This is a genomic window from Streptomyces sp. NPDC006259 (assembly GCF_042870975.1).
Lineage (GTDB): Bacteria > Actinomycetota > Actinomycetes > Streptomycetales > Streptomycetaceae > Streptomyces.
The window spans coordinates 192,461-215,633 of record NZ_JBIAHY010000010.1; the positions used below are offsets into that span (position 1 = coordinate 192,461).

The 23,173-nt window shown below is 73.0% G+C and carries 19 protein-coding genes; 4 read left to right on the forward strand and 15 right to left on the reverse strand.

Features of this window, described 5'->3' with window-relative positions:
* Positions 1-107: 107 nt before the first annotated feature.
* The gene (nrdR, locus tag ACFYO5_RS33930; RefSeq protein ID WP_356566839.1) at positions 108-692 is read right to left on the reverse strand and encodes a transcriptional regulator NrdR; all 585 of its coding nucleotides are present in this window, start codon (positions 690-692) and stop codon (positions 108-110) included.
* 593 nt (positions 693-1,285) lie between these two features.
* Between nrdR and lexA the strand changes: the two genes are divergently transcribed.
* Entirely contained in the window at positions 1,286-2,065 is a 780-nt protein-coding gene (lexA, locus tag ACFYO5_RS33935; protein ID WP_388716335.1) for a transcriptional repressor LexA, read from the forward strand.
* Positions 2,066-2,214: 149 nt separating this feature from the next.
* Here lexA and ACFYO5_RS33940 read toward each other — a convergent pair whose 3' ends face one another.
* From ACFYO5_RS33940 to ACFYO5_RS33955, 4 genes are all read right to left on the reverse strand, one after another.
* The gene (locus ACFYO5_RS33940) at positions 2,215-4,188 is read right to left on the reverse strand and encodes an ATP-dependent DNA helicase (RefSeq protein WP_388716338.1); all 1,974 of its coding nucleotides are present in this window, start codon (positions 4,186-4,188) and stop codon (positions 2,215-2,217) included.
* 174 nt (positions 4,189-4,362) lie between these two features.
* The gene (locus tag ACFYO5_RS33945) at positions 4,363-5,064 is read right to left on the reverse strand and encodes a GNAT family N-acetyltransferase (protein WP_388716341.1); all 702 of its coding nucleotides are present in this window, start codon (positions 5,062-5,064) and stop codon (positions 4,363-4,365) included.
* 28 nt (positions 5,065-5,092) lie between these two features.
* Positions 5,093-6,973, reverse strand: coding sequence for an IucA/IucC family protein (locus tag ACFYO5_RS33950; RefSeq protein WP_388716344.1), 1,881 nt, complete (start codon positions 6,971-6,973; stop codon positions 5,093-5,095).
* Positions 6,970-8,436, reverse strand: coding sequence for a diaminobutyrate--2-oxoglutarate transaminase family protein (locus ACFYO5_RS33955; protein WP_388716347.1), 1,467 nt, complete (start codon positions 8,434-8,436; stop codon positions 6,970-6,972). Before ACFYO5_RS33955 ends, ACFYO5_RS33950 begins: the two co-directional genes overlap by 4 nt.
* A 373-nt stretch (positions 8,437-8,809) precedes the next feature.
* On the opposite strand from ACFYO5_RS33955, the gene ACFYO5_RS33960 reads away from it, so the two are divergent.
* Entirely contained in the window at positions 8,810-10,033 is a 1,224-nt protein-coding gene (locus tag ACFYO5_RS33960; RefSeq protein ID WP_388716350.1) for a trypsin-like serine peptidase, read from the forward strand.
* Between the two features lie 70 nt (positions 10,034-10,103).
* On the opposite strand, the gene hflX is transcribed toward ACFYO5_RS33960, so the two are convergent.
* From hflX to miaA, 6 genes are all read right to left on the reverse strand, one after another.
* Complete coding sequence (hflX, locus tag ACFYO5_RS33965; RefSeq protein ID WP_388716353.1) at positions 10,104-11,597, reverse strand: GTPase HflX; 1,494 nt, start codon at positions 11,595-11,597, stop codon at positions 10,104-10,106.
* Positions 11,598-11,729: 132 nt separating this feature from the next.
* Complete coding sequence (locus tag ACFYO5_RS33970) at positions 11,730-13,250, reverse strand: M1 family metallopeptidase (protein WP_388716356.1); 1,521 nt, start codon at positions 13,248-13,250, stop codon at positions 11,730-11,732.
* Positions 13,251-13,372: 122 nt separating this feature from the next.
* A complete protein-coding gene (locus ACFYO5_RS33975; protein WP_388716358.1) occupies positions 13,373-15,526 on the reverse strand; it encodes a RelA/SpoT family protein in 2,154 nt (717 codons plus the stop codon).
* Between the two features lie 298 nt (positions 15,527-15,824).
* Positions 15,825-16,694: a diaminopimelate epimerase gene (gene dapF / locus ACFYO5_RS33980; protein ID WP_356566821.1), complete on the reverse strand. Its 870-nt coding sequence runs from the start codon at positions 16,692-16,694 to the stop codon at positions 15,825-15,827.
* 66 nt (positions 16,695-16,760) lie between these two features.
* Positions 16,761-17,417, reverse strand: a complete 657-nt coding sequence (locus ACFYO5_RS33985) for a hypothetical protein (protein ID WP_388716477.1) — start codon at positions 17,415-17,417, stop codon at positions 16,761-16,763.
* 108 nt (positions 17,418-17,525) lie between these two features.
* Positions 17,526-18,464 (reverse strand): tRNA (adenosine(37)-N6)-dimethylallyltransferase MiaA, encoded by a 939-nt coding sequence (gene miaA, locus ACFYO5_RS33990; RefSeq protein WP_388716362.1) that lies wholly within the window; start codon positions 18,462-18,464, stop codon positions 17,526-17,528.
* 181 nt (positions 18,465-18,645) lie between these two features.
* Between miaA and ACFYO5_RS33995 the strand changes: the two genes are divergently transcribed.
* Together ACFYO5_RS33995 and ACFYO5_RS34000 are read left to right on the forward strand one after the other, a co-directional pair.
* Positions 18,646-18,933 carry a hypothetical protein gene (locus ACFYO5_RS33995; protein WP_356566817.1) on the forward strand — a complete coding sequence of 96 codons (288 nt, stop codon included), beginning with the start codon at positions 18,646-18,648 and terminating at the stop codon, positions 18,931-18,933.
* Between the two features lie 23 nt (positions 18,934-18,956).
* On the forward strand, positions 18,957-19,226 hold the full coding sequence (locus ACFYO5_RS34000) for an antitoxin (protein ID WP_356566815.1): 270 nt from the start codon (positions 18,957-18,959) through the stop codon (positions 19,224-19,226).
* 103 nt (positions 19,227-19,329) lie between these two features.
* Here the strand turns inward: ACFYO5_RS34000 and ACFYO5_RS34005 are convergent, their stop codons facing one another.
* The 4 genes from ACFYO5_RS34005 to ACFYO5_RS34020 all read right to left on the reverse strand — a co-directional run bounded on the left by ACFYO5_RS34005 (position 19,330) and on the right by ACFYO5_RS34020 (position 23,166).
* Positions 19,330-20,046 carry a class III extradiol dioxygenase subunit B-like domain-containing protein gene (locus tag ACFYO5_RS34005; protein ID WP_388716367.1) on the reverse strand — a complete coding sequence of 239 codons (717 nt, stop codon included), beginning with the start codon at positions 20,044-20,046 and terminating at the stop codon, positions 19,330-19,332.
* A 104-nt stretch (positions 20,047-20,150) separates the two neighbouring features.
* Positions 20,151-21,680, reverse strand: coding sequence for a tRNA (N6-isopentenyl adenosine(37)-C2)-methylthiotransferase MiaB (gene miaB / locus ACFYO5_RS34010; RefSeq protein WP_388716370.1), 1,530 nt, complete (start codon positions 21,678-21,680; stop codon positions 20,151-20,153).
* Positions 21,681-21,899: 219 nt separating this feature from the next.
* Positions 21,900-22,712 (reverse strand): hypothetical protein, encoded by an 813-nt coding sequence (locus ACFYO5_RS34015; protein ID WP_388716373.1) that lies wholly within the window; start codon positions 22,710-22,712, stop codon positions 21,900-21,902.
* A gap of 70 nt (positions 22,713-22,782) precedes the next feature.
* A complete protein-coding gene (locus ACFYO5_RS34020) occupies positions 22,783-23,166 on the reverse strand; it encodes a hypothetical protein (protein ID WP_388716376.1) in 384 nt (127 codons plus the stop codon).
* Positions 23,167-23,173: the final 7 nt, after the last annotated feature.

A 23,173-nucleotide genomic window follows, 5' to 3' on the forward strand; every position in this document is an offset into this window, starting at 1 on the left:
TGTTCTGTCTTGTGTTTTGGGCATGGCTGGCCACGCCCGCAACAGGTCTTTGGTCCGCCGCCGTCCGGCCGGAATCCGGAGCTGCCGTCCCGGAACCGGCCCGCCGGTCAGTCGGCGGAGTGGGCGGGCTCGGGAACCCGTACGGTTCCTTCGCGCCCGCCGTCGTCCTCCTGGCTCCCCGCGGCAGCGCCTTCCGCCTCGTCCGCCTCCTCGGCGTCTTCGCGGTCTCCGTCGTCCGCGGCGGGGCGCCCCGTCTCCCTGAGTTCCGCGATCGCGGCCTCGAAGTCGTCGAGCGAGTCGAACGCCCGGTAGACGGAGGCGAACCGCAGATAGGCGACGAGGTCGAGTTCCTGCAAGGGACCGAGTATGGCCAGTCCCACGTCGTGAGTGGTCAGCTCGGCGCTCCCGGTGGCCCGCACCGCTTCCTCGACCCGCTGGCCGAGCTGGGCGAGCGCGTCCTCGGTGACGGGCCGTCCCTGGCAGGCCTTGCGCACGCCGTTGATGACCTTGGTGCGGCTGAAGGGCTCGGTGACCCCGGACCGCTTGACCACCATGAGCGAGCACGTCTCCACGGTCGTGAAACGACGGGAGCAGTCAGGGCACTGGCGGCGCCTGCGGATCGACGTGCCGTCGTCCGTCGTACGACTGTCGACGACGCGGCTGTCGGGGTGCCGGCAGAAGGGGCAGTGCATGGTCCATCCCTCCTCACAGCGGTCTCATGGGCCTCGCAGGACCTCAGGGGCCCCTCGAAGCAGCCCTCAGCATAGGCGATCCCAGAGGGTCCGAAGTCCCGGGGGACCACAACTTGTGGGCCACTGGGGACATCCAACCACTAGATATGGGGCTTTGCTCATTCACCCAGGCTGTGTCGCGTGTCGCACCGACGGCCTTCACAGGCCGCGGCCCGGCGGTCACAGCGAGCACACGGAAGCGGCCCCGCGCGGCTCGCCGTACGCGCGCGCGTACGGCCGTGGAGCCGGGGCGCGCGGAGGGATAGCGTGAGCGCCAGGAGGAGGAGAGGTGGGACTCTCGCGCAGACCCGGGCCCGGCTCCCGCCCGGCGGGAAGACGGATGGCAGACTGGGGCACGCCTCCACGAGGTCATCGGCTCCGGCGGCGAAGGGTAGGCCGAGCAGCCCTTCCCCGGCGGGCAACGCGTCAGCCAATACACCCAGACACATGATCAAGTCAGGTTATCCACGCTTTTTCACTCGAACGTGTGTTTGGCGCAACCTTTCGAAAGCAACTACCGTTGTCCAGCAGGGAGACAACCGAGAGGGGCCGACGTGACCACCACCGCAGACAGTGCCACCATCACCGCCCAGGACCGCTCCCAGGGCCGACTCGAGCCGGTGCATGCGATGAACGAACCCACGAACCCGGAGGGCCACAAGCGGTCCCTGCCGGGCCGACCTCCAGGCATCCGGGCGGACAGCTCGGGGCTCACCGACCGTCAGCGTCGGGTGATCGAGGTCATCCGGGATTCCGTGCAGCGGCGCGGATACCCACCGTCGATGCGGGAGATCGGCCAGGCGGTCGGCCTGTCCAGCACCTCGTCGGTCGCACACCAGCTGATGGCACTCGAGCGCAAGGGCTTCCTGCGCCGCGACCCGCACCGCCCACGCGCGTACGAGGTGCGTGGGTCCGACCAGGCCGCGGCGGTGCAGCCCACGGACACCGCCGGCAAGCCCGCCGCGTCCTACGTCCCGCTGGTCGGCCGCATCGCCGCCGGTGGCCCGATCCTCGCCGAGGAGTCGGTCGAGGACGTCTTCCCGCTCCCCCGGCAGCTCGTCGGCGACGGTGAGCTGTTCGTGCTGAAGGTCGTCGGTGACTCGATGATCGAGGCCGCGATCTGCGACGGCGACTGGGTCACCGTCCGCCGTCAGCCGGTGGCGGAGAACGGCGACATCGTGGCCGCCATGCTGGAGGGCGAGGCCACCGTCAAGCGTTTCAAGCGCGAGGACGGCCACGTCTGGCTCCTCCCCCACAACGCCGCGTACGAGCCGATCCCCGGCGACGACGCGACCATCCTCGGCAAGGTGGTGGCCGTACTGCGCCGCGTCTGAGAGCGGCGGCGGACGGGCCTTCCGACCGCCTCCCTGACTGGGCCCCGGGATCCCTGCGCCGGTTCCGGGGCCCTGTGTTGTCCGGGAGCCGGTCACCGACAGGACCCACCGGAAGAGGGCCTGTCCCCGTGCGGGACAGGCCCTCTTCCCTATGCCTCCGTCCGCTTGGCCGCCGCGTCGATGGCCGCCAGCGATCTGCGGACCTGGTTCGGGTCCGTCGTGAACCAGAAGTCGGGCATCGACGCCTTCAGATAGCTGCCGTAGCGCGCGGTGGCGAGCCGCTGGTCCAGCACGGCCACGACACCGCGGTCGCCCGACGCACGGACGAGCCGGCCCGCGCCCTGCGCCATCAGCAGCGCCGCGTGGGTGGCCGCGACCGCCATGAAGCCATTGCCGCCCGCCTCCTCCACCGCCTTCTGGCGCGCGCTCATCAGCGGGTCGTCCGGACGCGGGAACGGAATCTTGTCCATCACCACCAGCTGGCAACTGGGACCGGGCACGTCGACGCCCTGCCAGAGTGACAGCGTGCCGAAGAGACAGGTCTCCGGGTCCGCCGCGAAGTTCTTGATCAGCTCGCCGAGCGTCTCCTCTCCCTGCAACAGGATCGGGAACTCGGGGATGCGGGAGCGCAACTCCTCCGCGGCCAGCTGGGCCGCGCGCATGGAGGAGAAGAGACCGAGGGTCCGCCCGCCGGCCGACTGGATCAGCTCGGTCAGCTCGTCCAGCATGTCCGCGCGGTCGCCGTCGCGCGCCGGGCGTGCCAGGTGCTTCGCGACGTACAGGATGCCCTGCTTGGGGTAGTCGAAGGGGGAGCCGACGTCGATGCCCTTCCACTGCGGCACGTCCTCGCCCTGGGTGCCTTCCGGGGCGAGCCCCATGGAGGCGCCCACGCCGTTGAAGTCCCCGCCCAGTTTCAGCGTCGCCGAGGCCAGGACCACCGAGCGGTCCGCGAAGAGCTTCTCCCGCAGCAGGCCCGAGACGTTCATGGGGGCGACGCGCAGGGAGGCGCCGAAACGGTCGTGCCGCTCGTACCAGACGACGTCGTACTCGGAGCCGTTCACGAGGCGCTCCGCCACGTCGTGGACGCTCTCCACCGAGGCCAGCGCCTGCTTGCGGACCGAGTCCTCGTCCTGGACGGACTTGTCCCGGGTCGCGCCGATCCCGGAGATGACGGTGCGGGCGGCGTCGCGCAGCGCCATCAGGACGTACCCGAGGTCTTCGGGGATCTCCTCCAGGCGGCCCGGAAGGGCCAGCTCCATCAGCCGCTCGAAGCCCTCGGCGGCGGTCTGGAGCTGGTCGGCCGCCTTCTCGTTGACGAGCTTCGCCGCGCGGCGTACGGCCCTGTTGACCTGGCCCGCGGTCAGCTCGCCGGTCGCGACGCCGGTGACCCGGGAGACCAGCTCATGGGCCTCGTCGACGATCAGCACCTCGTGCGGCGGAAGGACGGGAGCGCCCTCGATGGCGTCGATGGCCAGCAGGGCGTGGTTGGTGACGACGACCTCGGCCAGTTTGGCCCGCTCCCGCGCCATCTCCGCGAAGCACTCGGCGCCGTACGCGCATTTCGTGGCGCCGAGACATTCGCGGGAGGAGACCGAGACCTGGCCCCAGGCGCGGTCGGAGACGCCGGGTGTCAGGTCGTCCCGGTCGCCGTTCTCCGTCTCGTCGGCCCAGTCGCGCAGCCGCAGCAGGTCCTGGCCGAGTCTGCTGGTGGGCGCGGTCGCCTCGAACTGGTCGAAGAGGCCGTCCTCCTCGTCCTGGGGCATGCCCTCGTGCAGCCGGTGCAGACAGAGATAGTTCGACCGGCCCTTGAGCATCGCGAACTCTGGGCGGCGACGCAGCAGCGGATGCAGCGCGTCGACCGTGCGCGGCAGGTCGCGCTCGACGAGCTGGCGTTGCAGCGCGAGGGTGGCGGTCGCCACGACGACCCGCTCCCCGTGCGCGAGCGCGGGGACCAGGTACCCCAGCGACTTGCCGGTGCCGGTGCCTGCCTGCACCAGCAGATGGGATCCGTCGTCGATCGCCTCCGCGACGGCTTCGGCCATGGTCACCTGGCCGGGGCGCTCCGTGCCGCCGACGGCGGCGACGGCAGCATGCAGGAGTTCGGGGAGTGAGGGCTTCGTCATAGCGCGACCACCCTACGGGGCGGCACTGACAAAGGTGTGGTCACGGGGGACGGGAGGCACGCGATCAGGACGGGGCCGCCCGCTCGGCGAGCCAGTGGTGCCGGTTTCCGTTCGGGCATGACCGATCCGGTTCGCCTGCGGGACCGGCCCGTGATCGGGGAAGTCGGCGAGGTGTCAGGACGGATCACGCGGCGCCCGGTCCCGGATCATGAGGGCGGCTCGCTTCGCCGGCAGGACGATCTCCGCGGAGAACCGGAAGCCGGCGGTCAGGAAGGCCGCGACGGAGGGGGTGTTGCGGATGTCGGGTTCGGCGACGACCCGCGAACACCGGGGCCTCCTGGCGAGCACGAGATCGGCGACCGCCCTGAGCAGTACGGGACCGAGCCCGCGGCCCCGGTCGGCGGCCCCGCCGAGGAGAAGGTGGACGCCGGTGTCGTGGGGGCGGGCCGGGTAGCAGCGGGCCAGGGGGTCGAGGTCCGCCCGGTAGATCTCCCAGTAGCTCATCGGGGTGCCCTCCAGGACACCCAGGCACGGCACACAGCGGCCGTCGCCGGCGAGGTGGCGGCGCAGGTGCGCCGCGGTCACCTCCTCCGGGCCGGACAGTTCCCAGAAGGCCGCGACCGCGGGGTCGTTCATCCACCGGGCGACGCGAGGCAGGTCCCTCTCGATCCGGACGGGGAGCAGGTGGAAGGCCCCGGCGGGGGTGGCTGCCCGTCCCCAGTCGCCCACGTGGTCGAGCGGCTCACCGGGGAGCGCGGCACCCGTCCCGCCCGCCGCGGTCCCGGACGCCGCCTCCGCGGGCGGGCCTAGGAGGCCGTCGGGCAGACGTGCCTCCCGCGCGTCCTCGGTGTCGATGGCGGTGACGGTGGCGGGCACGGCTCGGCTCCTCGCGGGAAACGGTGGTTCAGCGGTGGAGGGGGTTGGCGACGGTGACGTAGACGGACTGGGTGTCGACCGGGCCGACGAGTTCGTCCAGGCCGCGGAGGCGGGTGAGGAGGTTGGCCTTGCAGCGCAGCACGGGTGAGTCGAGCAGCCGGGCGGGCAGGGAACTCCCGGTCCGGCCGGAGGTGGCGTCGGCATGCGTCAGGAACCGCCGGAAGGCGGCGAGCAGCATGTGCTCGTCGGCGAGGCGCTGGGAGCCGAAGGCGCCGACGAGTCCCAGCACGTTGTTGATGCCGAGGTAGTAGGCGAAGCGCTCGTCGGTGACCTCGTCCGGCACGAAGGTGTCACTGGCCGTGCCGATGCCCGGCAGCCGGGCGTCCAGCTCCTGGCGGCGGGACTCCCGGAAGTAGTAGCCCTGGTTGTCGCGGTAGCGGCCGCCCCGGGGCCAGCCGTCGGGGTCCAGCAGAACCAGGGTGTTCTGCTGGTGCGCCTCCAGTGCGATGCCCGCCTCGCCGTCGAGCCACAGCACGGGCCGTACGACCTGGTGCAGGTAGCGCAGGAACCACTCGGCGGCCACGGTCTCGCGCGGCCGGCCCGTCGCGGCGGCGAGCCGCGACACGAGCGCGGCGAGCCGGGAGGGCGCGGGGCCTCCCCCCTCCGTGCGGTGCGGGCCGGGGCGGGGCGCGACGAGCCCGGCGAGGCAGGAGACGTCGTCGGACGGAGCGAACGGGTTGTGCCGGATCATGACGTCCAGGCCGGTCACGGGGCGGCCGTCCGGTCCGTCCACGGCCAGCCACGCCGGGTCCCTGACGATGTCGAAGCCCGGGTGGGCCGCCCGCCACCGCTCACCGAGGCCGGTGCGCAGCAGGCGGTGGACCTCGACTCCCCGGTGCAGTTCCTTGCGGAGGTTCTCGCGGCGGGAGTTGGTGATGCGCAGTCCGAGCGAGAGCTTGAGCATCGCCGGAGCGCCGGAGCGGTGAACGGTGCGCACGGAGGAGGTGGGGTGCCACGGGAGGCCGTGGGCGCCGAGGTCCCGGAGCAGCCCGGCGTCGAGCAGGGCCGCGACCTCGGGACGGTGCCGGGCCTCGCGGAGCTGCCAGGGGTGCACGGGCAGGGCCGCGTGTCCGTCGGGCAGCGGCAGTCCGGTTCCGGCGAGCCGGGCCGTGAGCACCTGGGCGGCGAGCGGGCGGCCGCGCTCGGTCCACGCGGAGTCGGCGGCCAGCAGCTGAGGGGCGACAGCCAGCCATCGCAGGGGGAAGGAGCCGTGCGACTCGGGCGAGTACAGCCGGGCTTCGGAGTCGGAGAGGCCTTCACGGCTCTTGGGGGTCGGATGGAGGGGGTGCCCGAGCGTCAGAGCCTGCTCGGCGGAGAGGAAGAGGTCGGGCCGGTCCGTGGGGCGTTCCCGGTGGGCGCCGATGAAGTCGGCCGTGCGACGGACCGAGTCGGCGACACGGGCGACGAGGTCGAGGCCCTCCGCCGCGCCGCCGGGGAGGGCGCGCTCCGGGTGGCGGGCGTCGGCCGGGGCGACCCCGGTCGCCGCGACCGTCCCCGACGTCTCCCGGCTCAGCAGCGCCGCGACCGTGACCGCGTCCGCGGGCGGGGAGTGCTCGGGGGTGTGGGCCAGCCGGGGAGGCCCGAAACGGTGCCAGCCGGTGGGCGACCAGTAGCGGACGGGGACGAGGAGCGCGGTGGCGGTGGCCGGCAGCGGGATGCTCAGCACGTCGTCGTCGGGTGCGGGCAGGCCGCTCTCGCGGACCCAGCAGCGCAGCAGGTTCTCCACGGCCGACGCCTGGGCCGCCCGGTGGGGGTCGGGGTGGTTCAGCGGGTCGGCCTCGCTGCCCGTGTGCCGGCGGGGGGCCGGCAGGACGGGCGGGGCGGACGGTGGCAGGGGTGGGGTGCTCATGGTCGTTCCTTCGCTCGCGCGCGGGCCACGGCCCGCACCGCGTCCGACAGTCGGTCGAGTACGGCGGCCGTCTGTTCGTCGGTGATCGTCAGGGGCGGCAGCAGGCGTACGACGCCGGCGTGGCGTCCGCCGAGTTCGACGATCAGGCCCCGGCGCAGGCACTCGCGCTGGACGGCGGCGGCCAGTTCGGGAGAGGCGGGAGGCCTCTTCCGGACGGCGTCGGGTCCGCCCCGGTCCCCCTCCGGGTCCACCATCTCGACGCCGATCATGAGGCCGCGCCCGCGCACGTCCCCGACGCACGGGTGGTCGTCGGCCAGGGGGCGGAGCTGGCGCAGGATGCGGTCGCCCAGGGTGGCCGCGCGTTCGGCGAGGCCGTTGGCGCGGACGTGGGCGAGGGTGGCCGTGCCGGCGGCCATGGCGAGCTGGTTGCCGCGGAAGGTGCCCGCGTGGGCGCCCGGTTCCCAGACGTCGAGTTCGTCCCGGTAGACGATCACGGCCAGGGGGAGGCTGCCGCCGATGGCCTTGGACAGGACCATCACGTCGGGGGTGACGCCGCTGTGCTCGACCGCCCAGAAGGCGCCGGTCCGTCCGACGCCCGTCTGGACCTCGTCGACGATCAGGGGGATCGCCCGGTCGGCCGTGATCCGGCGCATGCGGCGCATCCAGGCGTCCGGCGCGGGGATCACGCCTCCCTCTCCCTGGACGGGTTCGAGGATCATCCCGGCCGGCGGGCGCACACCCGACTTGGGATCGTCGAGGACCGACTCCGTCCAGCGGGCGGCGAGTTCGGCGCCCCGCCCGCCGCCGACCCCGAAGGGGCAGCGGTAGTCCTGCGGATACGGCAGCCGGGTCACCCGCACCTCCGAGGCGCCGCCGGAAACCTCGAGGGAACCCGCGGTCATTCCGTGGTAGGCGCCGGTGAAGGCCAGGACTCCGGTCCGGCCGGTGGCGGCCCGGACCAGTGTGAGCGCGGCCTCCACGGCGTCCGTGCCGGCCGGTCCGCAGAACTGCACGCGCGCGTGGTCGGCCAGCCCCGGTGGCAGGGTGTGGAACAGCTCGGTGACGAAGGCGTCCTTGATCGGAGTGGCGAGGTCGAGCACGTGCAGCGGGGCGCCCGAGTCGAGAACCTTGCGGACGGCCTCCAGGACGACGGGGTGGTTGTGGCCGAGGGCGAGGGTTCCGGCGCCCGAGAGGCAGTCGAGGTAACGGCGGCCGTCGGCGCCCTCGACGGTCAGTCCCCGGGCTCGTACCGGCACGATCGGCAGGGCGCGGGCGTAGGTGCGCGCCGCCGACTCGCGTGCCGCCTGCCGGCGCAGGATGCCCTCCTGGACGACGCGCCCCGGCGCGGGGGCCGGGAGGGTGGGGGCGCCCTCGCTCCCGCGAACCGATGTGGGCACGAGGTCACTTCCGCCGGTGAAGCGCCCCGTGGGCGTCTCCCCCGGCACTGGCTCCGTCACGGCCACGGCTTCCTGTCCTCCCGCTGTCCAGAGGCGAGTCGGTTCACCGCGGAACCCCCTCGCCGGGTCCGCGCCGGTGCGCCGGGCGGAGGGCGGCGGCTCCGCCCTCGGGGGGAGTTCCGCTGGACGGGCCACGCTCGGGCGGCCGCCCCACGGCTACCAACCGCCGGTTTCCCACCGGGTTACGGGTTGCCTCAAGATCCTTGCCGTGACGGAACCGTTGCTGTTCCGTCGGCAGTCGCCCGCGGCGAACGCCTATCGTGTGATGCCGTCCCACCCGGCCGTGAGACCCACGTGAACCAGGCATGAGAAGACGCCGGGTTCCCGTGCCGGGCACGGCCACCGCTCCAAGTTCCTTGACACCACGGGGAGTCACACCATGCGATCCATACGGCCGTCGTTCGTCGCCCGACGGGGGAGGAAGGCCTCACGCCAAATCCCCCCCGCGCTGACCGCCGTCGCCCTCGCCTCGGCGCTCGCCCTCACCGCGACCGCCTGCGACTCGGGCGGCACCGACGCGGACAGCCGGGCCAGCGCCTCCGCGTCGGCCGCGGGCGACGGAAAGATCACGATCCCGGACGACATCAAGGACCGGCTCAAAGAGCACGGGATCGACCTGGACAAGTGGAAGAACGGCGCCTGGAAGAACTGGGACAGGGACGACTGGCTGCGCGAGGCGCAGGACTACGTCAACCCCATCATCAAGGGCCTGTGGGACCCGGACCGGATGCGTGAGGCGGAGGACCCGGACCGAAGCGTCGACGAGAACGACCTCTCCGACGATCAGGGCGTCACCGATCCGGAGCCGGCGGCGGTGGACGCGGCGGCCGTGCCGACCACGTACCACGCCAACGCTCCCGAGGCGGGCAAGGTGTTCTTCGACTCCCCCGAGGGCACGATGGTCTGCTCGGCTACGGTCGTGCGGGACCCGGCCAACCCGGGCAAGTCGAACATGGTGTGGACGGCGGGCCACTGCGTGCACGCCGGCAAGAAGGGCGGCTGGTACCGCAACATCGCCTTCGTGCCGTCGTACAACGACTCGGGCATGTCGGCCGCGAAGCTGCAGACCGCCACCAAGGAGGAGGTGGCGCCGTACGGGGTCTGGTGGGGTGACTGGGCGCAGACGTCCGACCAGTGGATCGAGCAGGGCGGTCAGACCGGCGGCGACGGGGCCTCGTACGACTTCGCCGTCATCCACGTGACGCCCGAGGAGGGTGGCTCGGGCAAGTCGCTGGAGGAGATGGTCGGTTCGGCGCTGCCGGTGGACTTCGCGGCTCCCGCCGTGACCAAGGTGAAGAGCATCACCGCGACCGGTTACCCGGCTGCGGCGCCGTACGACGGGCAGACGCTGTACCAGTGCCAGGACAGGCCCGGGCGGCTGTCGCTCAACGGCACCGACCCGACGATGTACCGCATCGGCTGCACGATGACCGGCGGTTCGTCCGGCGGCGGCTGGGTGGCCGCGGGGTCGGACGGCAAGCCCGCGCTGGTGTCCAACACCTCGATCGGCCCGGTCGGCGCCGGCTGGCTCGCGGGACCGCGGCTGGGCGAGGTCGCCAAGGGCGTGTACGACTCGGTGAGCGACAAGTTCGCCGGCCGGTAGACCGGCACGCACGACGAGGGCCCGCCCTCCGCGACGAGCGGAAGGCGGGCCCTGGTGTGTGTTCGACGCGTCAGCCGAGCGGCGCGGGAACGTACGGCGCGAGATCGGCCGCCAGTTCCTCGTGCACCCGCGCCTTCAGCAGGGTGCCCTCCGCCGTGTGCTCCGCGGAGATCACCTCGCCCTCGTCGTGGGCGCGCGCGACCAGTTGGCCGTGGGTGTACGGCACGAGCGCCTCGACCTCGACGGACGGCCTCGGCAGTTCGGCGTCGATCAGCGCCAGCAGTTCGCCGATGCCCTGGCCGGTGCGGGCCGAGACGGCGATGGAGCGCTTCTCGTTGCGCATCAGTCGCTGGAGCGTCAGCGGGTCGGCCGCGTCAGCCTTGTTGATCACGACGATCTCGGGAACGCCGGTGGCGCCGACGTCCCTGATCACCTCGCGTACGGCGGCGAGCTGCTCCTCCGGGGCCGGGTGCGAGCCGTCCACCACGTGCAGGATCAGGTCGGACTCGCCGACCTCCTCCATGGTGGAGCGGAACGCCTCGACCAGGTGGTGCGGCAGGTGCCGGACGAAGCCGACGGTGTCCGCCAGCGTGTACAGCCGGCCGCTCGGGGTCTCGGCCCGGCGCACGGTCGGGTCGAGGGTCGCGAACAGCGCGTTCTCCACCAGCACGCCCGCGCCCGTGAGGCGGTTGAGCAGCGAGGACTTGCCGGCGTTGGTGTAGCCCGCGATGGCGACGGAGGGCACCTTGTGGCGCTTGCGCTCCTGGCGCTTGATCTCGCGGCCGGTCTTCATCTCCGCGATCTCCCGGCGCATCTTCGCCATCTTCTCGCGGATCCGGCGCCGGTCCGTCTCGATCTTGGTCTCACCGGGGCCACGGGTGGCGAGGCCGCCGCCCTTGCCGCCGCCCATCTGACGGGACAGCGACTGGCCCCAGCCTCGCAGCCTCGGCAGCATGTACTGCATCTGCGCGAGGGCGACCTGTGCCTTGCCCTCTCGGGACTTGGCGTGCTGGGCGAAGATGTCCAGGATCAGGGCCGTGCGGTCGATGACCTTGACCTTGACGACGTCCTCGAGGTGGATCAGCTGGCCCGGGCTCAGCTCACCGTCGCAGATGACGGTGTCCGCGCCCGTTTCGAGGACGATGTCGCGCAGCTCGTCGGCCTTGCCGGAGCCGATGTAGGTGGCCGCGTCGGGCTTGTCGCGGCGCTGGATCACGCCGTCGAGCACGAGGGCGCCCGCGGTCTCCGCGAGGGCGGCCAGCTCCGCGAGGGAGTTCTCCGAGTCCTGCGCGGTCCCCGAGGTCCAGACGCCGACGAGCACGACCCGCTCCAGGCGGAGCTGACGGTACTCGACCTCGGTGACGTCCTCGAGTTCGGTGGAGAGGCCGGCCACGCGGCGCAGGGCCGCGCGCTCGGAGCGGTCGAGCTGGTCGCCGTCCCGGTCTCCGTCGGTGTCGAGGCTCCAGGCGACGTCCTCTTCCATCAGGGCATCGGCCCGAAGACCTTCGGGGTAGGCGTTCGCGAAGCGCTTGGTGTCCTGGGAAGGGGAAGAAGAGGAGGTCATTGGGTCCTTACGTCGTTGGGTTGCCTGTTCGGCGGGCATAGTGCTCAACGCACGAGCACCTCGGGAGATTCCCGGGTCGCGTGCCCGCCGACTCGACGATGGTCGCACGGTACGGCCCGTCTCGTCATCGCCTTATTCGGGAGCCCTGGCGGCGGGCGCGACCGTCTTCCACTCCGGGTGGCCGGGCATCGCCGGGGTCTTCTCGTCGTACAGCCAGTGCTGGAAGAAGCTCGCGAGGTCACGGCCGGAGACCCGGCCGGCGAGGCGGACGAACTCGGCGGTGCTCGCGGTGGCGTCGCGGTGGTCGGTCAGCCAGGCCCGCTCCAGGCGGTCGAAAGCCTGCTCGCCGATCTCCTGGCGCAGGGCGAACAGCACGAGGGCCGCGCCGTCGTAGACGTTGGAACGGAAGATGCCGATCTTCTGGCCGCGGGCGGGCGGCTTGGGGGCGCCGGGCGGGCCGCCAGCCGTGCGCCAGCGGTCGGAGGCGCCGTACGCCGCCTTCATGCGCGCCCGCAGGGTGCGGTCGGCCTTCTCCTCCGCGTACAGGGCCTCGTACCAGGTGGCGTGTCCCTCGTTGAGCCACAGGTCGGACCAGGTGCGCGGGCTGACGCTGTCACCGAACCACTGGTGGGCCAGTTCGTGCACCATGATCGAATCGACGTACCACTCGGGGTAGGCGGGCTCGGTGAACAGGCCCTTCTCGAAGAGGGAGAGGGTCTGTGTCTCCAGTTCGAAGCCGGTGGCCGTGTCGGCGACGAGGACGCCGTACGTCTCGAAGGGGTAGGGGCCGACCTTGCTCTCCATCCAGGCGATCTGGTCGGGGGTCTTCTTCAGCCAGGGTTCGAGGGTCTCGCGGTCCTTGGCGGGGACGACGTCCCGTACGGGCAGCCCGCGCGGTCCCTCGCGGTGCAGGACGGCGGAGCGGCCGATGGAGACCTGGGCGAGTTCGGTGGCCATCGGGTGCAGGGTGCGGTACGTCCATGTCGTGGTGCGGCCCGCGCGGTCGACGCCGGTCGGCAGGCCGTTGGCGACGGCCGTGTAGCCGTTGGGCGCGGTGACCCGGAAGGTGAACATGGCCTTGTCGGAGGGGTGGTCGTTGCACGGGAACACCAGGTGGGCGGCGTCGGCCTGGTTGGCCAGGGCGAGCCCGTCCGCGGTCCGCACCCAGCCGCCGTCCCGGTCCTCGGCGCTCACCGGATCACTGGTGTGACGCACGGTGACGCGCGTCCAGTCACCGCGGGACAGCGGGTCCGCAGGCGTGATCACGAGATCCTCGCCGGCGGTGGCGAAGGAGGCGGGCTCCCCGTCGACCTCGACCGACCGGACGTCGCCGTGCGCGAAGTCGAGGTTGATCCTCTCCAGGGCGTCGGTGGTCCAGCCGTCGATCGTGGTGACCGCCTGGAGCGGCTCACTGTTGCTTCCGGAGTAGGTGAGGGCCAGGTCGTACGACGCCACGTCGTACCCGGGATTGCCCAGGTGCGGGTAGAGACGGTCGCCGACGCCGAGCGGGGTGGGCGGGGCGCCCGCGGCGACGAGACAGACGGAGACGGCCGAGGCGAGCAGGGCGGAGGCGAGCCGCCGGGAGCGGGCGGTACGGGGCCGGCGGACGCCGGTGCCGTACCGGTGGGCCTGGGCGCGGGGGGAGAGCAGCATGCACCACCGCTACCAGCGCGCCCCGTCCGTACGGCGCCGACGCGCGACCGGCCCACCCGAACGGGTTGCCGACGCGCGCGTGCGATGACGGACGGGGCGGACACGGCGGCCGGAGCCGCGTCTCAGGAGGGCGGCGCCTGGTGGTGCGCGCGGCCCGCGTCGTACACGCCGGGAACGTTGCGCATGGCGCGGATCAGGGTGGGCAGGTGGGCCGCGTCGGGGAGCTGGACGGTGTAAGTGTGGCGGACCCTCTGCTCGGTGGGGGGTTCGACGGTCGCGGAGACGATCTCGGCGCCTTCCAGGGCCATCGCCTCGGTGAGGTCGGCCAGCAGGTGGGGGCGGCCGAACGATTCGGCGAACAGGGTGACCCGGCACTCGGTGGTGTCCCCCCAGCGCACGTCGACCGCCGCGCGCCCCGCTTGCGCCATGCGTTCCACGGCGACGCACTCCACGCGGTGCACGGTCACCACTCCCCCGCGTACGGCGAAGCCCGTGATCTCGTCGGCCGGTACGGGCGTGCAGCACCCGGCGAGCCGGACCCCGGCGCCGGGGCGGTCCACGACGGTGATCGCGGCGCCGGGCCGGGGTGCGGGGGCCTCGGGCGCCGGGCGGGTCGCCGGGGCGTCGGACGGGGGCTGGGCGGGGCCGGTCCTGGTGTCGTCGGCCTCGGCGGCCGGGCCGTCCGCGCCCGGGTGGGCCGCCAGCCACCGCTGGATGGCGATACGGGCAGCGGGGGTGTGCGCGTGCTCCAGCCACTCCCGGGAGGGCTCGGAGGCCGGGTCCTGGCCCATGAGGAGCTGGACGGTGTCGCCGTCCCGCAGCACGGTGCTCAGGGTCGCCAGGCGGCCGTTGACGCGGGCGCCGAGACACGCGTGGGCGTCCTCGCCGTACTGCGCGTACGCGGCGTCCACGCAGGTGGCGCCCTCGGGCAGGCCGAGGGCGCCGCCATCGGGGCGGAAGACGGTGATCTCGCGGTCCTGGGCGAGGTCCTCGCGCAGGGTGGACCAGAAGGTGTCCGGGTCGGGCGCGGCCTCCTGCCAGTCGAGGAGGCGGGACAGCCAGCCGGGACGGGTGGGGTCCACGCGCTCGCCGTCCGGCGCGGACTGCTCCTCGGAGGGAGGAGCGTAGGGATTGCCGAGCGCGACGACCCCGGCCTCGGCGACCTTGTGCATCTGGTGGGTGCGGATGAGGACTTCGGCGACCTGGCCGTCCTCGCGGGCGACGGCCGTGTGCAGCGACTGGTACAGGTTGAACTTGGGCACGGCGATGAAGTCCTTGAACTCCGACACCACGGGCGTCATGCAGGTGTGCAGTTCGCCGAGGACCGCGTAACAGTCGGCGTCCTCGTTGACGAGGACGAGGAGACGCCCGAAGTCGGAGCCGCGCAGCCGCCCGCGTTTGCGGGCGGTGCGGTGCAGGGAGACGAAGTGCCGCGGCCGGATGAGGACTTCGGCCTGGATGTCGGCGTCGCGCAGCACCGCGCGCATCGCGTCGGCGAACTCGGCGAGGGGATCGTCCGCGCGCGAGGCGTTGCCGACGATCAGCTCACGCGTGTACGCGTACTCCTCGGGATGCAGGATCGCGAAGACCAGGTCCTCCAGCTCGGTCTTCAGAGCCTGGACACCGAGGCGTTCGGCGAGCGGGATCAGGACGTCGCGGGTCACCTTGGCGATGCGCTCCTGCTTCTCGGGACGCATGACGCCCAGGGTGCGCATGTTGTGCAGCCGGTCGGCGAGCTTGATGGACATCACGCGGACGTCGTTGCCGGTGGCGACGAGCATCTTGCGGAAGGTCTCGGGTTCGGCGGCGGCGCCGTAGCCGACCTTCTCCAACTTCGTGACGCCGTCGACGAGATAGCGCACCTCGGCGCCGAACTGGTCACCGACCTGGTCCAGCGTCACGTCGGTGTCCTCCACGGTGTCGTGGAGCAGCGAGGCCGTCAACGTGGTGGTCTCGGCGCCGAGTTCGGCCAGGATGAGCGTCACCGCCAGCGGGTGCGTGATGTACGGCTCACCGCTCTTGCGCATCTGGCCGCGGTGGGAGGACTCCGCGAGCACATAGGCGCGGCGCAGCGGTTCGAGGTCCGCGTCCGGATAGTGGAAGCGGTGGGCCTCGACGACGTGGCCGATCGCGTCGGGCAGCCTGCCGCGGGAGGCGGGGCCGAGCAGGGCCGCCCGGCCCAGACGGCGCAGGTCGATCCGGGGGCGGCTGCGCCTGCGGGGCGCGGCAGGCACTACCGGGCCTGGGGTCGCGGGGTTCGTGGCCTCCGCACTCATGGGCACCTCCGGCTGCGTTGACCGGCGGACGGGGTGCCCCAGGGCGGACACGGCTCAGGGGGCCGGCGACAATCCCCCGTCCGGGCCGGTGCTTGATGCTACCGAGCCCATCACGCCCGACCGACCGCCTCTCGCCGAGCGTGAAACGGATCACCCATTCGAGCGAAGGCTCAGAGGTTTACGAGTTCGCGCCGCCGACCTGGAGTCGGTCTTGATTTCGCACGCACATCACCTGCCCCGCCGGCACTCCCGTGTGTGCCGGACGGTCGCGGCCTCCGATGCCAAGCCGCCCCGCTCCTCAGCGGACGGCGTTTTCCAGCCACTCCGGGTCGATCTCGCCTTCGGCGACGATCACCGCCGGGCCGGTCATCTCGATCTCGCCATCGGGCCGCTCGGTGATCACCAGCCGACCACCGGGCACATCCACGGTGTAGGTGGCCGGAGTACCGGTGACGGACGGGTCGGCTCCGTCCCGGCGGGCGGCGGCCACGGCGACCGCGCACGCGCCCGTGCCGCAGGAGCGGGTCTCGCCGGAGCCGCGCTCGTGCACGCGCAGCGCGACGTGGCGCGGGCCGCGGTCGACGACGAACTCGACGTTGACCCCGTCCGGGTAGGCGGAGGCGGGACTGAAGGGCGGCGGGGAGTGCAGGGTGCCCGCGTGCGCGAGGTCGTCGACGAAGGCGACGGCGTGCGGGTTGCCCATGTTCACGTTCCGTGCGGGCCAGCTGCGCTCGCCGACGCTCACCGTGACGTCCCCTTCGGGGAGGCGCGCCTTGCCCATGCCGACGGTGATGGAGCCGTCCTTGGCGAGATGCGCGCTCTTCACGCCGCCGCGCGTGGCGATCGCGAGGTCCCCCTCGGGGACCAGACCGGCGTGCCGGAGGTAGCGGGCGAAGACCCGGACGCCGTTGCCGCACATCTCGGCGATCGAGCCGTCGCCGTTGCGGTAGTCCATGAACCATTCGGCCTCGGCCGCCAGGTCCCTGGCCTCGGGGTGCGCGGCGGAACGCACGACGTGCAGCAGCCCGTCGCCGCCGATGCCCGCCCGGCGGTCGCACAGCGCGGCGACGGCTTCCGGGGAGAGGTCGATGGCGTTCTCGGGGTCCGGGACGATCACGAAGTCGTTCTCGGTGCCGTGCCCCTTGAGGAAGGCGATCCGCGTGCTCATCCCTCGATCGTACGGGGTGACCACGACCGTCCCGCCCGGAGCGCGACCGTGGGCGGACGGACACGGCTAGCGCAGCCGGGCGACCCGCCAGACGGCCAGGACCACGACCGCGGCGACCAGGACGACGTAGGCGAGGACGACCCGCCAGTCGGGGCGGCGGCCGGAGCCGCGCTGGGGCAGGCCGGGCCAGGTGTAGCCGACGCGGCGCGCGGCCGTCATGCCCCAGCCGGCCGCGCAGGAGCAGATCAGCAGGCCCAGCATGGCGATCACGGCCCCGCTGTCGCCGAAGTCGAAGGCGAGCGGGAAGGCGAACATCAGGGAGCCCGCGGCGGCCAGGGCGACGATCGGGGCGAGCTGCCAGATCCGCAGCCTGCGCTGGGGGCGCAGTTCGACCTCGACCTCCGGGCCGCCGGGGAACATCTCCTCCGGCTCCGGACCGTCGGCGGTCACACCGTCCTCGGCGTCGTCCGTGTCGTCGAGGTCGTCGACACCATGGATGGCGCCGGCACCGTGGAGGTCGTCGGCGCCACCGGCGATCTCGACGCCGTCGACGCCGCTCCCGCTGTCGGTGCCGTCCGGTCCGTCGATGGCGTCCGGTCCGTCGACGGCGTCGGTGCCGTCCGGTCCGGCAAGATCCGGACGGCTTTCCTCCGGCTCCGGTTCACCACGCCCGGTGGTGCCGTGCTCGGTGCCTTGTGCGGTGTCGCGAGGGCCGGCCTCCATCGCCACGCGCCCTCCCAACTCGGACTCCACTTGGTCGATCGAAGCTCGATGATGGCATGGTGCCGGAGGCCCGTATGACGGCCTGAGCGTCCCGATGCCATGACGTGATCAGGCTGTGACCGGTCGTTCGACCAATGCCAGCGCGAGCCGCGGAAGTTCCGTGAGGTCCGCCGCGGCTCCACTCAACCAGTTCACCCGCGGATCGCGCCTGAACCAGGAATCCTGACGGCGCGCGAAGCGCTTCGTGGCACGGACCGTCTCCGCGCGCGCCTCGTCGTCGGTGCACTCACCGGCCAGCGCCGCGAGGACCTGCTGGTAGCCGAGCGCGCGGGAGGCCGTACGCCCCTCGCGCAGGCCTCGCGCCTCCAGCGCGCGCACCTCGTCCACGAGCCCGGCCTCCCACATCCGGTCGACACGGCGGGCGATGCGCTCGTCGAGTTCGGGGCGGGCCACGTCGACACCGATCTGGATCGTGTCGTAGACGGAGTCGTGCCCCGGCAGATTGGCCGTGAAGGGCTTCCCGGTGATCTCGATCACTTCGAGGGCGCGGACGATGCGGCGGCCGTTGCTCGGCAGGATCGCCTGCGCCGCCCCGGGGTCGGCGGCGGCCAGACGGGCGTGCAGGGCGCCGGAGCCGCGCAGCGTCAGCTCCTCCTCCAGCCGGGCCCGGACCTCGGGGTCGGTGCCGGGGAACTCCAGGTTGTCGACGGCGCCGCGGACGTACAGCCCCGAGCCCCCGACGAGGACCGGCCAGCGGCCCTCGGCGAGCAGGGCGTCGATGCGGGCGCGGGCCAGTCGCTGGTACTCGGCGACCGAGGCGGTGACCGTGACGTCCCAGATGTCGAGGAGGTGGTGCGGAACGCCGCCGCGTTCCTCGGGCGTCAGCTTGGCGGTGCCGATGTCCATCCCTCGGTACAACTGCATGGAGTCGGCGTTGACGACCTCGCCGCCGAGCCGTTGGGCCAGGAAGACGCCCAGATCGGACTTTCCGGCCGCGGTGGGTCCGACGACGGCGATGACGCGGGGGGCGGGGGGTGCGCTGCTCACGGGACCAGTCTCCCAAACGTCACACCATGCCCTCGAACGAGTTAGGTGACAGGACTCGTCCCGAGTCGTTGCCCGTTGCGAGATATCCGTCGCCGTTCACGGGGCGGCGCAACCCGGTGACGCAAACGGACGCACCGGGCGACGCGGGATTTCGCCCGCACGAGTACCGTATGGAGTGAATATGGGCGTTTTGGCACGGCTTTTCCGGAGGTCGAAGACGGCACAGGAGGCGGCCACGGGCGAGACGGTCACGGAGGAGACGGGTACCGCGGGAGCGGCTGCCGAGGAAGCCGGACAGGAGGCGACCGGCGCCGCCGGAGCGCTCACCGGTCCGTCCGAGGACGGGCCCGGGGCGGAGCAGCCCGCCGAGGACGGTGTCGGCATCCCGCGGCAGCAGTCGTCCGGGGAGGCCGCCGACTCGTCCGGGGAGGCCGTCGACAGTGAGGCCGGCGGGAGCGCCCGCACCTGACGGACCGCTAGGGAAGGTGACCCATGGGTCTCTTGACCAACCTGAAGGCCAGACTCAGCCCCGCCAAGGACAAGGTCTCCGGTCTCGCGCAACAGCACGGGGACAAGATCCAGCACGGGATCGACAAGGCCGCCCACGTCGTCGACGAGAGGACGAAGGGCAAGTACTCGGACAGGATCCAGTCGGGCACCGGCAAGGCCAAGGGCGCGGTGGACCGGCTCGCGCACAAGGACGAGCCGGGGGCGGGCGGCGACACGTTCACGCCGCCGACCACGCCCCCGCCGACTCCCTGAGCGACGGTCGGCAGCGGCATACCGACGGACGGTCGCGAGGCGCCTGGCGCACGCGGCCGTCCGCCTTTCCCGCCGGCCGACCCGGCCGGCGGGACCGAACCGGCTACGACCAGGCCGCGACCACGTATCCGACGCCGTACGGCGCGTCCTCGTACAGCAGGGTGCCGGACAGACCGGCGTTCCCGGTCGCGCCCGCGAGCACCTGCCAGGGGGCCCGTCCGGCCGCCTTCAGCTCGCGGGCCAGTTCGGCGTCGATCGCCTCGAGGGCCGCGATGTCGGCGGCGCCGAGCGCCCGCCCGGCCGCCGCGTCGAAGGGCGCCGCCCGTTCGTCCAGATAGCCCGGCGCCTTCAGCGTGCGGCACGCGCTCGCGTCGCCCATCACCAGGAGCGCGATCCGGCCGGGCCGGGCGCCGATCTCGCGGCCGGCCTCGGCACACCGTTCGGGCGCGAGGGACTCCCCCACGCCCAGGCCCTCGACCGGGGCGTGCGACCATCCGACCCGCTCCAGCAGCCAGGCGCCGACGGCGAGGGAGGGCGGCAGCTCGCGCTCCGCCACCACGTCCCCGTCGGCCCGGCCGAGCCGTACGGAGAGGTCCACGCCGAAGCCGCGGAAGGAACCCGGCGTGCCCGCGGGGTACGTGCCCCGCCCGGCCTTCTCGGCGGGGCCGATCACCACGAGCCGGTCCGGCCGGGCGGCGGCGAGCACCGACAGCGCGTCCGAGCAGGCGGTACGCGCGGCGGCCAGCTCGGGCGCGGCACCCGCGGCCACCTCGGGCACGAGCAGGGGCGGACAGGGACAGACTGCGGCGGCGACAAGCATGACCGGCAGGGTAACCCCGAGGCGCCGGCCTCGCGCGCGGCGGGACCGGCGTACGCCGTGGTCCGGACGGACGTCGTGGTCCGGACGGACGTCGCCCGCGCGGGTCAGTCGCAGCCGCAGCCGCTGCCGGTGGCCACCGGGAGCGGGGCGGGGACGCCGATCCTGGGCAGGCCCAGCATGACGCCGGCCGACTCGGCCGTCTTCTCGGCGGTGCGCTTCTCCCACGCGTCTCCCGCGCGCGTGCGGCGCACGTCGAGGACGGCGCCCTCGGCGAGGAGGTGGTGCGGGGCGGCGTAGGTGACTTCGACCGTGACGACGTCGCCGGGACGGACCTCCTGCTCCGGCTTGGTGAAGTGGACCAGGCGGTTGTCCTGGGCGCGGCCCGAGAGGCGGTGCGTGGCGCCGTCCTTGCGGCCCTCGCCCTCGGCGACCATCAGCTCCAGGGTGCGGCCGACCTGCTTCTTGTTCTCCTCCCAGGAGATCTCCTCCTGGAGGGCGACGAGACGCTCGTAGCGCGCCTGGACGACCGCCTTGGGGATCTGGTCCTCCATGGTGGCGGCCGGGGTGCCGGGCCGCTTGGAGTACTGGAAGGTGAACGCCTGGGCGAACCGGGCCTCGCGCACCACGTGCAGGGTCTCCTCGAAGTCCTCCTCGGTCTCGCCGGGGAAGCCCACGATGATGTCGGTGGTGATCGCGGCGTGCGGGATGGCCGCGCGGACCTTCTCGATGATCCCGAGGTAGCGCTCCTGGCGGTAGGAGCGGCGCATCGCCTTCAGGACGGTGTCCGAGCCGGACTGGAGCGGCATGTGCAGCTGCGGCATCACGTTCGGCGTCTCGGCCATGGCGGCGATGACGTCGTCGGTGAAGTCGCGCGGGTGCGGGGAGGTGAACCGCACGCGGTCGAGGCCCTCGATCGTCCCGCAGGCCCGCAGCAGCTTGCCGAAGGCCTCACGGTCGCCGATGTCGGAGCCGTACGCGTTGACGTTCTGGCCGAGCAGCGTGATCTCGCTGACGCCCTCGCCCACCAGGGCCTCGATCTCGGCGAGGATGTCACCGGTGCGGCGGTCCTTCTCCTTGCCGCGCAGGGCCGGGACGATGCAGAAGGTGCAGGTGTTGTTGCAGCCGACGGAGATCGACACCCACGCCGCGTAGGCGCTCTCGCGGCGCGTGGGGAGGGTCGAGGGGAACGCCTCCAGGGACTCGGCGATCTCGACCTGCGCCTCCTCCTGCACGCGCGCGCGTTCCAGCAGCACCGGGAGCTTGCCGATGTTGTGCGTGCCGAAGACGACGTCGACCCAGGGGGCCTTCTTCACGATGGTGTCGCGGTCCTTCTGCGCCAGGCAGCCGCCGACCGCGATCTGCATGCCGGGCCGCGAGACCTTCTTCGGCGCGAGGCGGCCGAGGTTGCCATAGAGCCGGTTGTCGGCGTTCTCCCGTACGGCGCACGTGTTGAAGACGACGACGTCCGCGTCACCGTCCGAGCCCTCGGGGGCGCGCACGTACCCGGCGTCTTCGAGCAGCCCGGACAATCGCTCGGAGTCGTGGACGTTCATCTGGCACCCGTAGGTGCGAATCTCGTAGCTCTTGGGTGCGGGAACGTCCACTGCGAGGCTCCGGTCGCTGCTGCTGGTCATGCCTCAAGGGTAGGCGGTCCCCAGGAGACCCCTGCCCGGTGCGTCCCCGCCCCCGGCCGCTGCTTCCCGGCCCCGGCCCAGTCCTTCCCGAGCCCCGGCCCAGTGCTTCCCGACCCCCGGCCGCCGCTTCCCGACCCTTGCCCGGTGCTTCCCGCCCCCCGGCCGCCGCTTCCCGGCCTTCGTCCGCTGCCCTCCCTGCCCCGTCCGCGACGACGGGGCTCAGCCCGATGGCGGCGGAGCGGTCCCGCGCAGGGCCACGACCGCCTCGGCCGTACGGCACAGGCCGTCCGCGGCCCGGCGCAGGGCCCGCCAGGACACCAGCCACAGGACGGTCCCGCCGAGGCCGGCGGGCCACCACCAGAGGCCGACGGCGGTGAACGCGACGCTCCAGACGAGCGCCTCGCAGGCCGCCTGGTAGGCGTCGCGGGCCTCGCCCAGCGCGGCGCGGGAGGCGTCCGGCACTTCGAGGAGGAGCCTGGTCCACTCGCCGGGGAGGTCGGTTCCCGTCTCCGCCCCGGCGCTCCGCTCCGCGGCGCGGATCCGGTCCCCCGACCAGGTCGGGGAGGTGGGCCTGACCGGTGCGGCGCGGACCCTTCGGGCGTCCAGCCGGGCGGCGCGCAGTTCGTGCCCGGCCGCGCGGGCCCGTACGGCGTCCCGGCCGATCTCCTGCGGGGAGGTCCAGCGGCGGGCCCGCCACCGGGTGAGGCGCCGGGCCGACGGCGCCAGCCACCAGGGCCAGGCCCCGGCGGACAGCGCGCCGACCCCGTCCGCGGCGAAGGGCACCGCCAGCCCGGCCGTCACCGCCGCCAGGACGACGAGCACCAGTGTGGCGGCGCCGTCGGCGGTGAGCCCCGGGTCCAGCGGCAGCGCGCCGGCGATCCGGTCGCGGGCGAGCCCCACGTCGTCCCAGCGGCGATGACCGAGCTGACCGCCGCCCACGACGGCCACGACGACGAACAGCAGGGCGGGCAGCAGCCGCCGCAGGAACCATCCGTCGGGGATGCGCCTCTGGAGTTCGAGAAGCAGTGCCACCGTCTCAGCCCCTCCCCCGGGTGTCCCCGTGAATCCGCGGTGCCGTGCCCCGAACCCCTTGCCCCGGCGGTCAGTCCACGCGCCTCATCGGGCCGTCCGCCAGGGCGCAGACGCCCGTGTCGGGGGCGCTCTCCTCGTGCAGGTCCACGCGCGCGCAGCGACCCGTGGGGCAGACCCAGCCGGTCGACCGCGGGGCCGGGGCGGACGGCCAGTCGCCCACGCCCATCGTGGGGCGCAGGCCGAGTCCACCGGGGATCCCGGCCGTCTCCGCCGCGTCGTGCAGCGCGCGTACGGCGTCCCGCCAGGACCGCGCGGACGGGTCGCCGTCCCGGACGACGGCGAACGGAGCGTCCCAGTGGGCGGCGCCGATCAGGTCGCGCAGTGGGCCGGCATTGCGGCACACGTAGGCGACGGCGTCCTCGTACAGCCTCTGCGCCTTGGCCCCGTGCCCCACCGTGCCC

Bases quoted from the DNA above. Each gene is read 5' to 3' on its own strand.
- ACFYO5_RS34000 (WP_356566815.1), top strand. From the start codon at position 18,957: ATGGGTCTCTTGACCAACCTGAAGGCCAGACTCAGCCCCGCCAAGGAC.
- hflX (WP_388716353.1), bottom strand. From the start codon at position 11,597: ATGACCTCCTCTTCTTCCCCTTCCCAGGACACCAAGCGCTTCGCGAAC.
- ACFYO5_RS33950 (WP_388716344.1), bottom strand. From the start codon at position 6,973: ATGAGCACCCCACCCCTGCCACCGTCCGCCCCGCCCGTCCTGCCGGCC.
- nrdR (WP_356566839.1), bottom strand. From the start codon at position 692: ATGCACTGCCCCTTCTGCCGGCACCCCGACAGCCGCGTCGTCGACAGT.
- ACFYO5_RS34005 (WP_388716367.1), bottom strand. From the start codon at position 20,046: ATGCTTGTCGCCGCCGCAGTCTGTCCCTGTCCGCCCCTGCTCGTGCCC.
- ACFYO5_RS33940 (WP_388716338.1), bottom strand. From the start codon at position 4,188: ATGACGAAGCCCTCACTCCCCGAACTCCTGCATGCTGCCGTCGCCGCC.
- ACFYO5_RS33960 (WP_388716350.1), top strand. From the start codon at position 8,810: ATGCGATCCATACGGCCGTCGTTCGTCGCCCGACGGGGGAGGAAGGCC.
- miaB (WP_388716370.1), bottom strand. From the start codon at position 21,680: ATGACCAGCAGCAGCGACCGGAGCCTCGCAGTGGACGTTCCCGCACCC.
- ACFYO5_RS33995 (WP_356566817.1), top strand. From the start codon at position 18,646: ATGGGCGTTTTGGCACGGCTTTTCCGGAGGTCGAAGACGGCACAGGAG.
- dapF (WP_356566821.1), bottom strand. From the start codon at position 16,694: ATGAGCACGCGGATCGCCTTCCTCAAGGGGCACGGCACCGAGAACGAC.
- ACFYO5_RS33975 (WP_388716358.1), bottom strand. From the start codon at position 15,526: ATGAGTGCGGAGGCCACGAACCCCGCGACCCCAGGCCCGGTAGTGCCT.
- ACFYO5_RS33985 (WP_388716477.1), bottom strand. From the start codon at position 17,417: ATGGAGGCCGGCCCTCGCGACACCGCACAAGGCACCGAGCACGGCACC.
- ACFYO5_RS33970 (WP_388716356.1), bottom strand. From the start codon at position 13,250: ATGCTGCTCTCCCCCCGCGCCCAGGCCCACCGGTACGGCACCGGCGTC.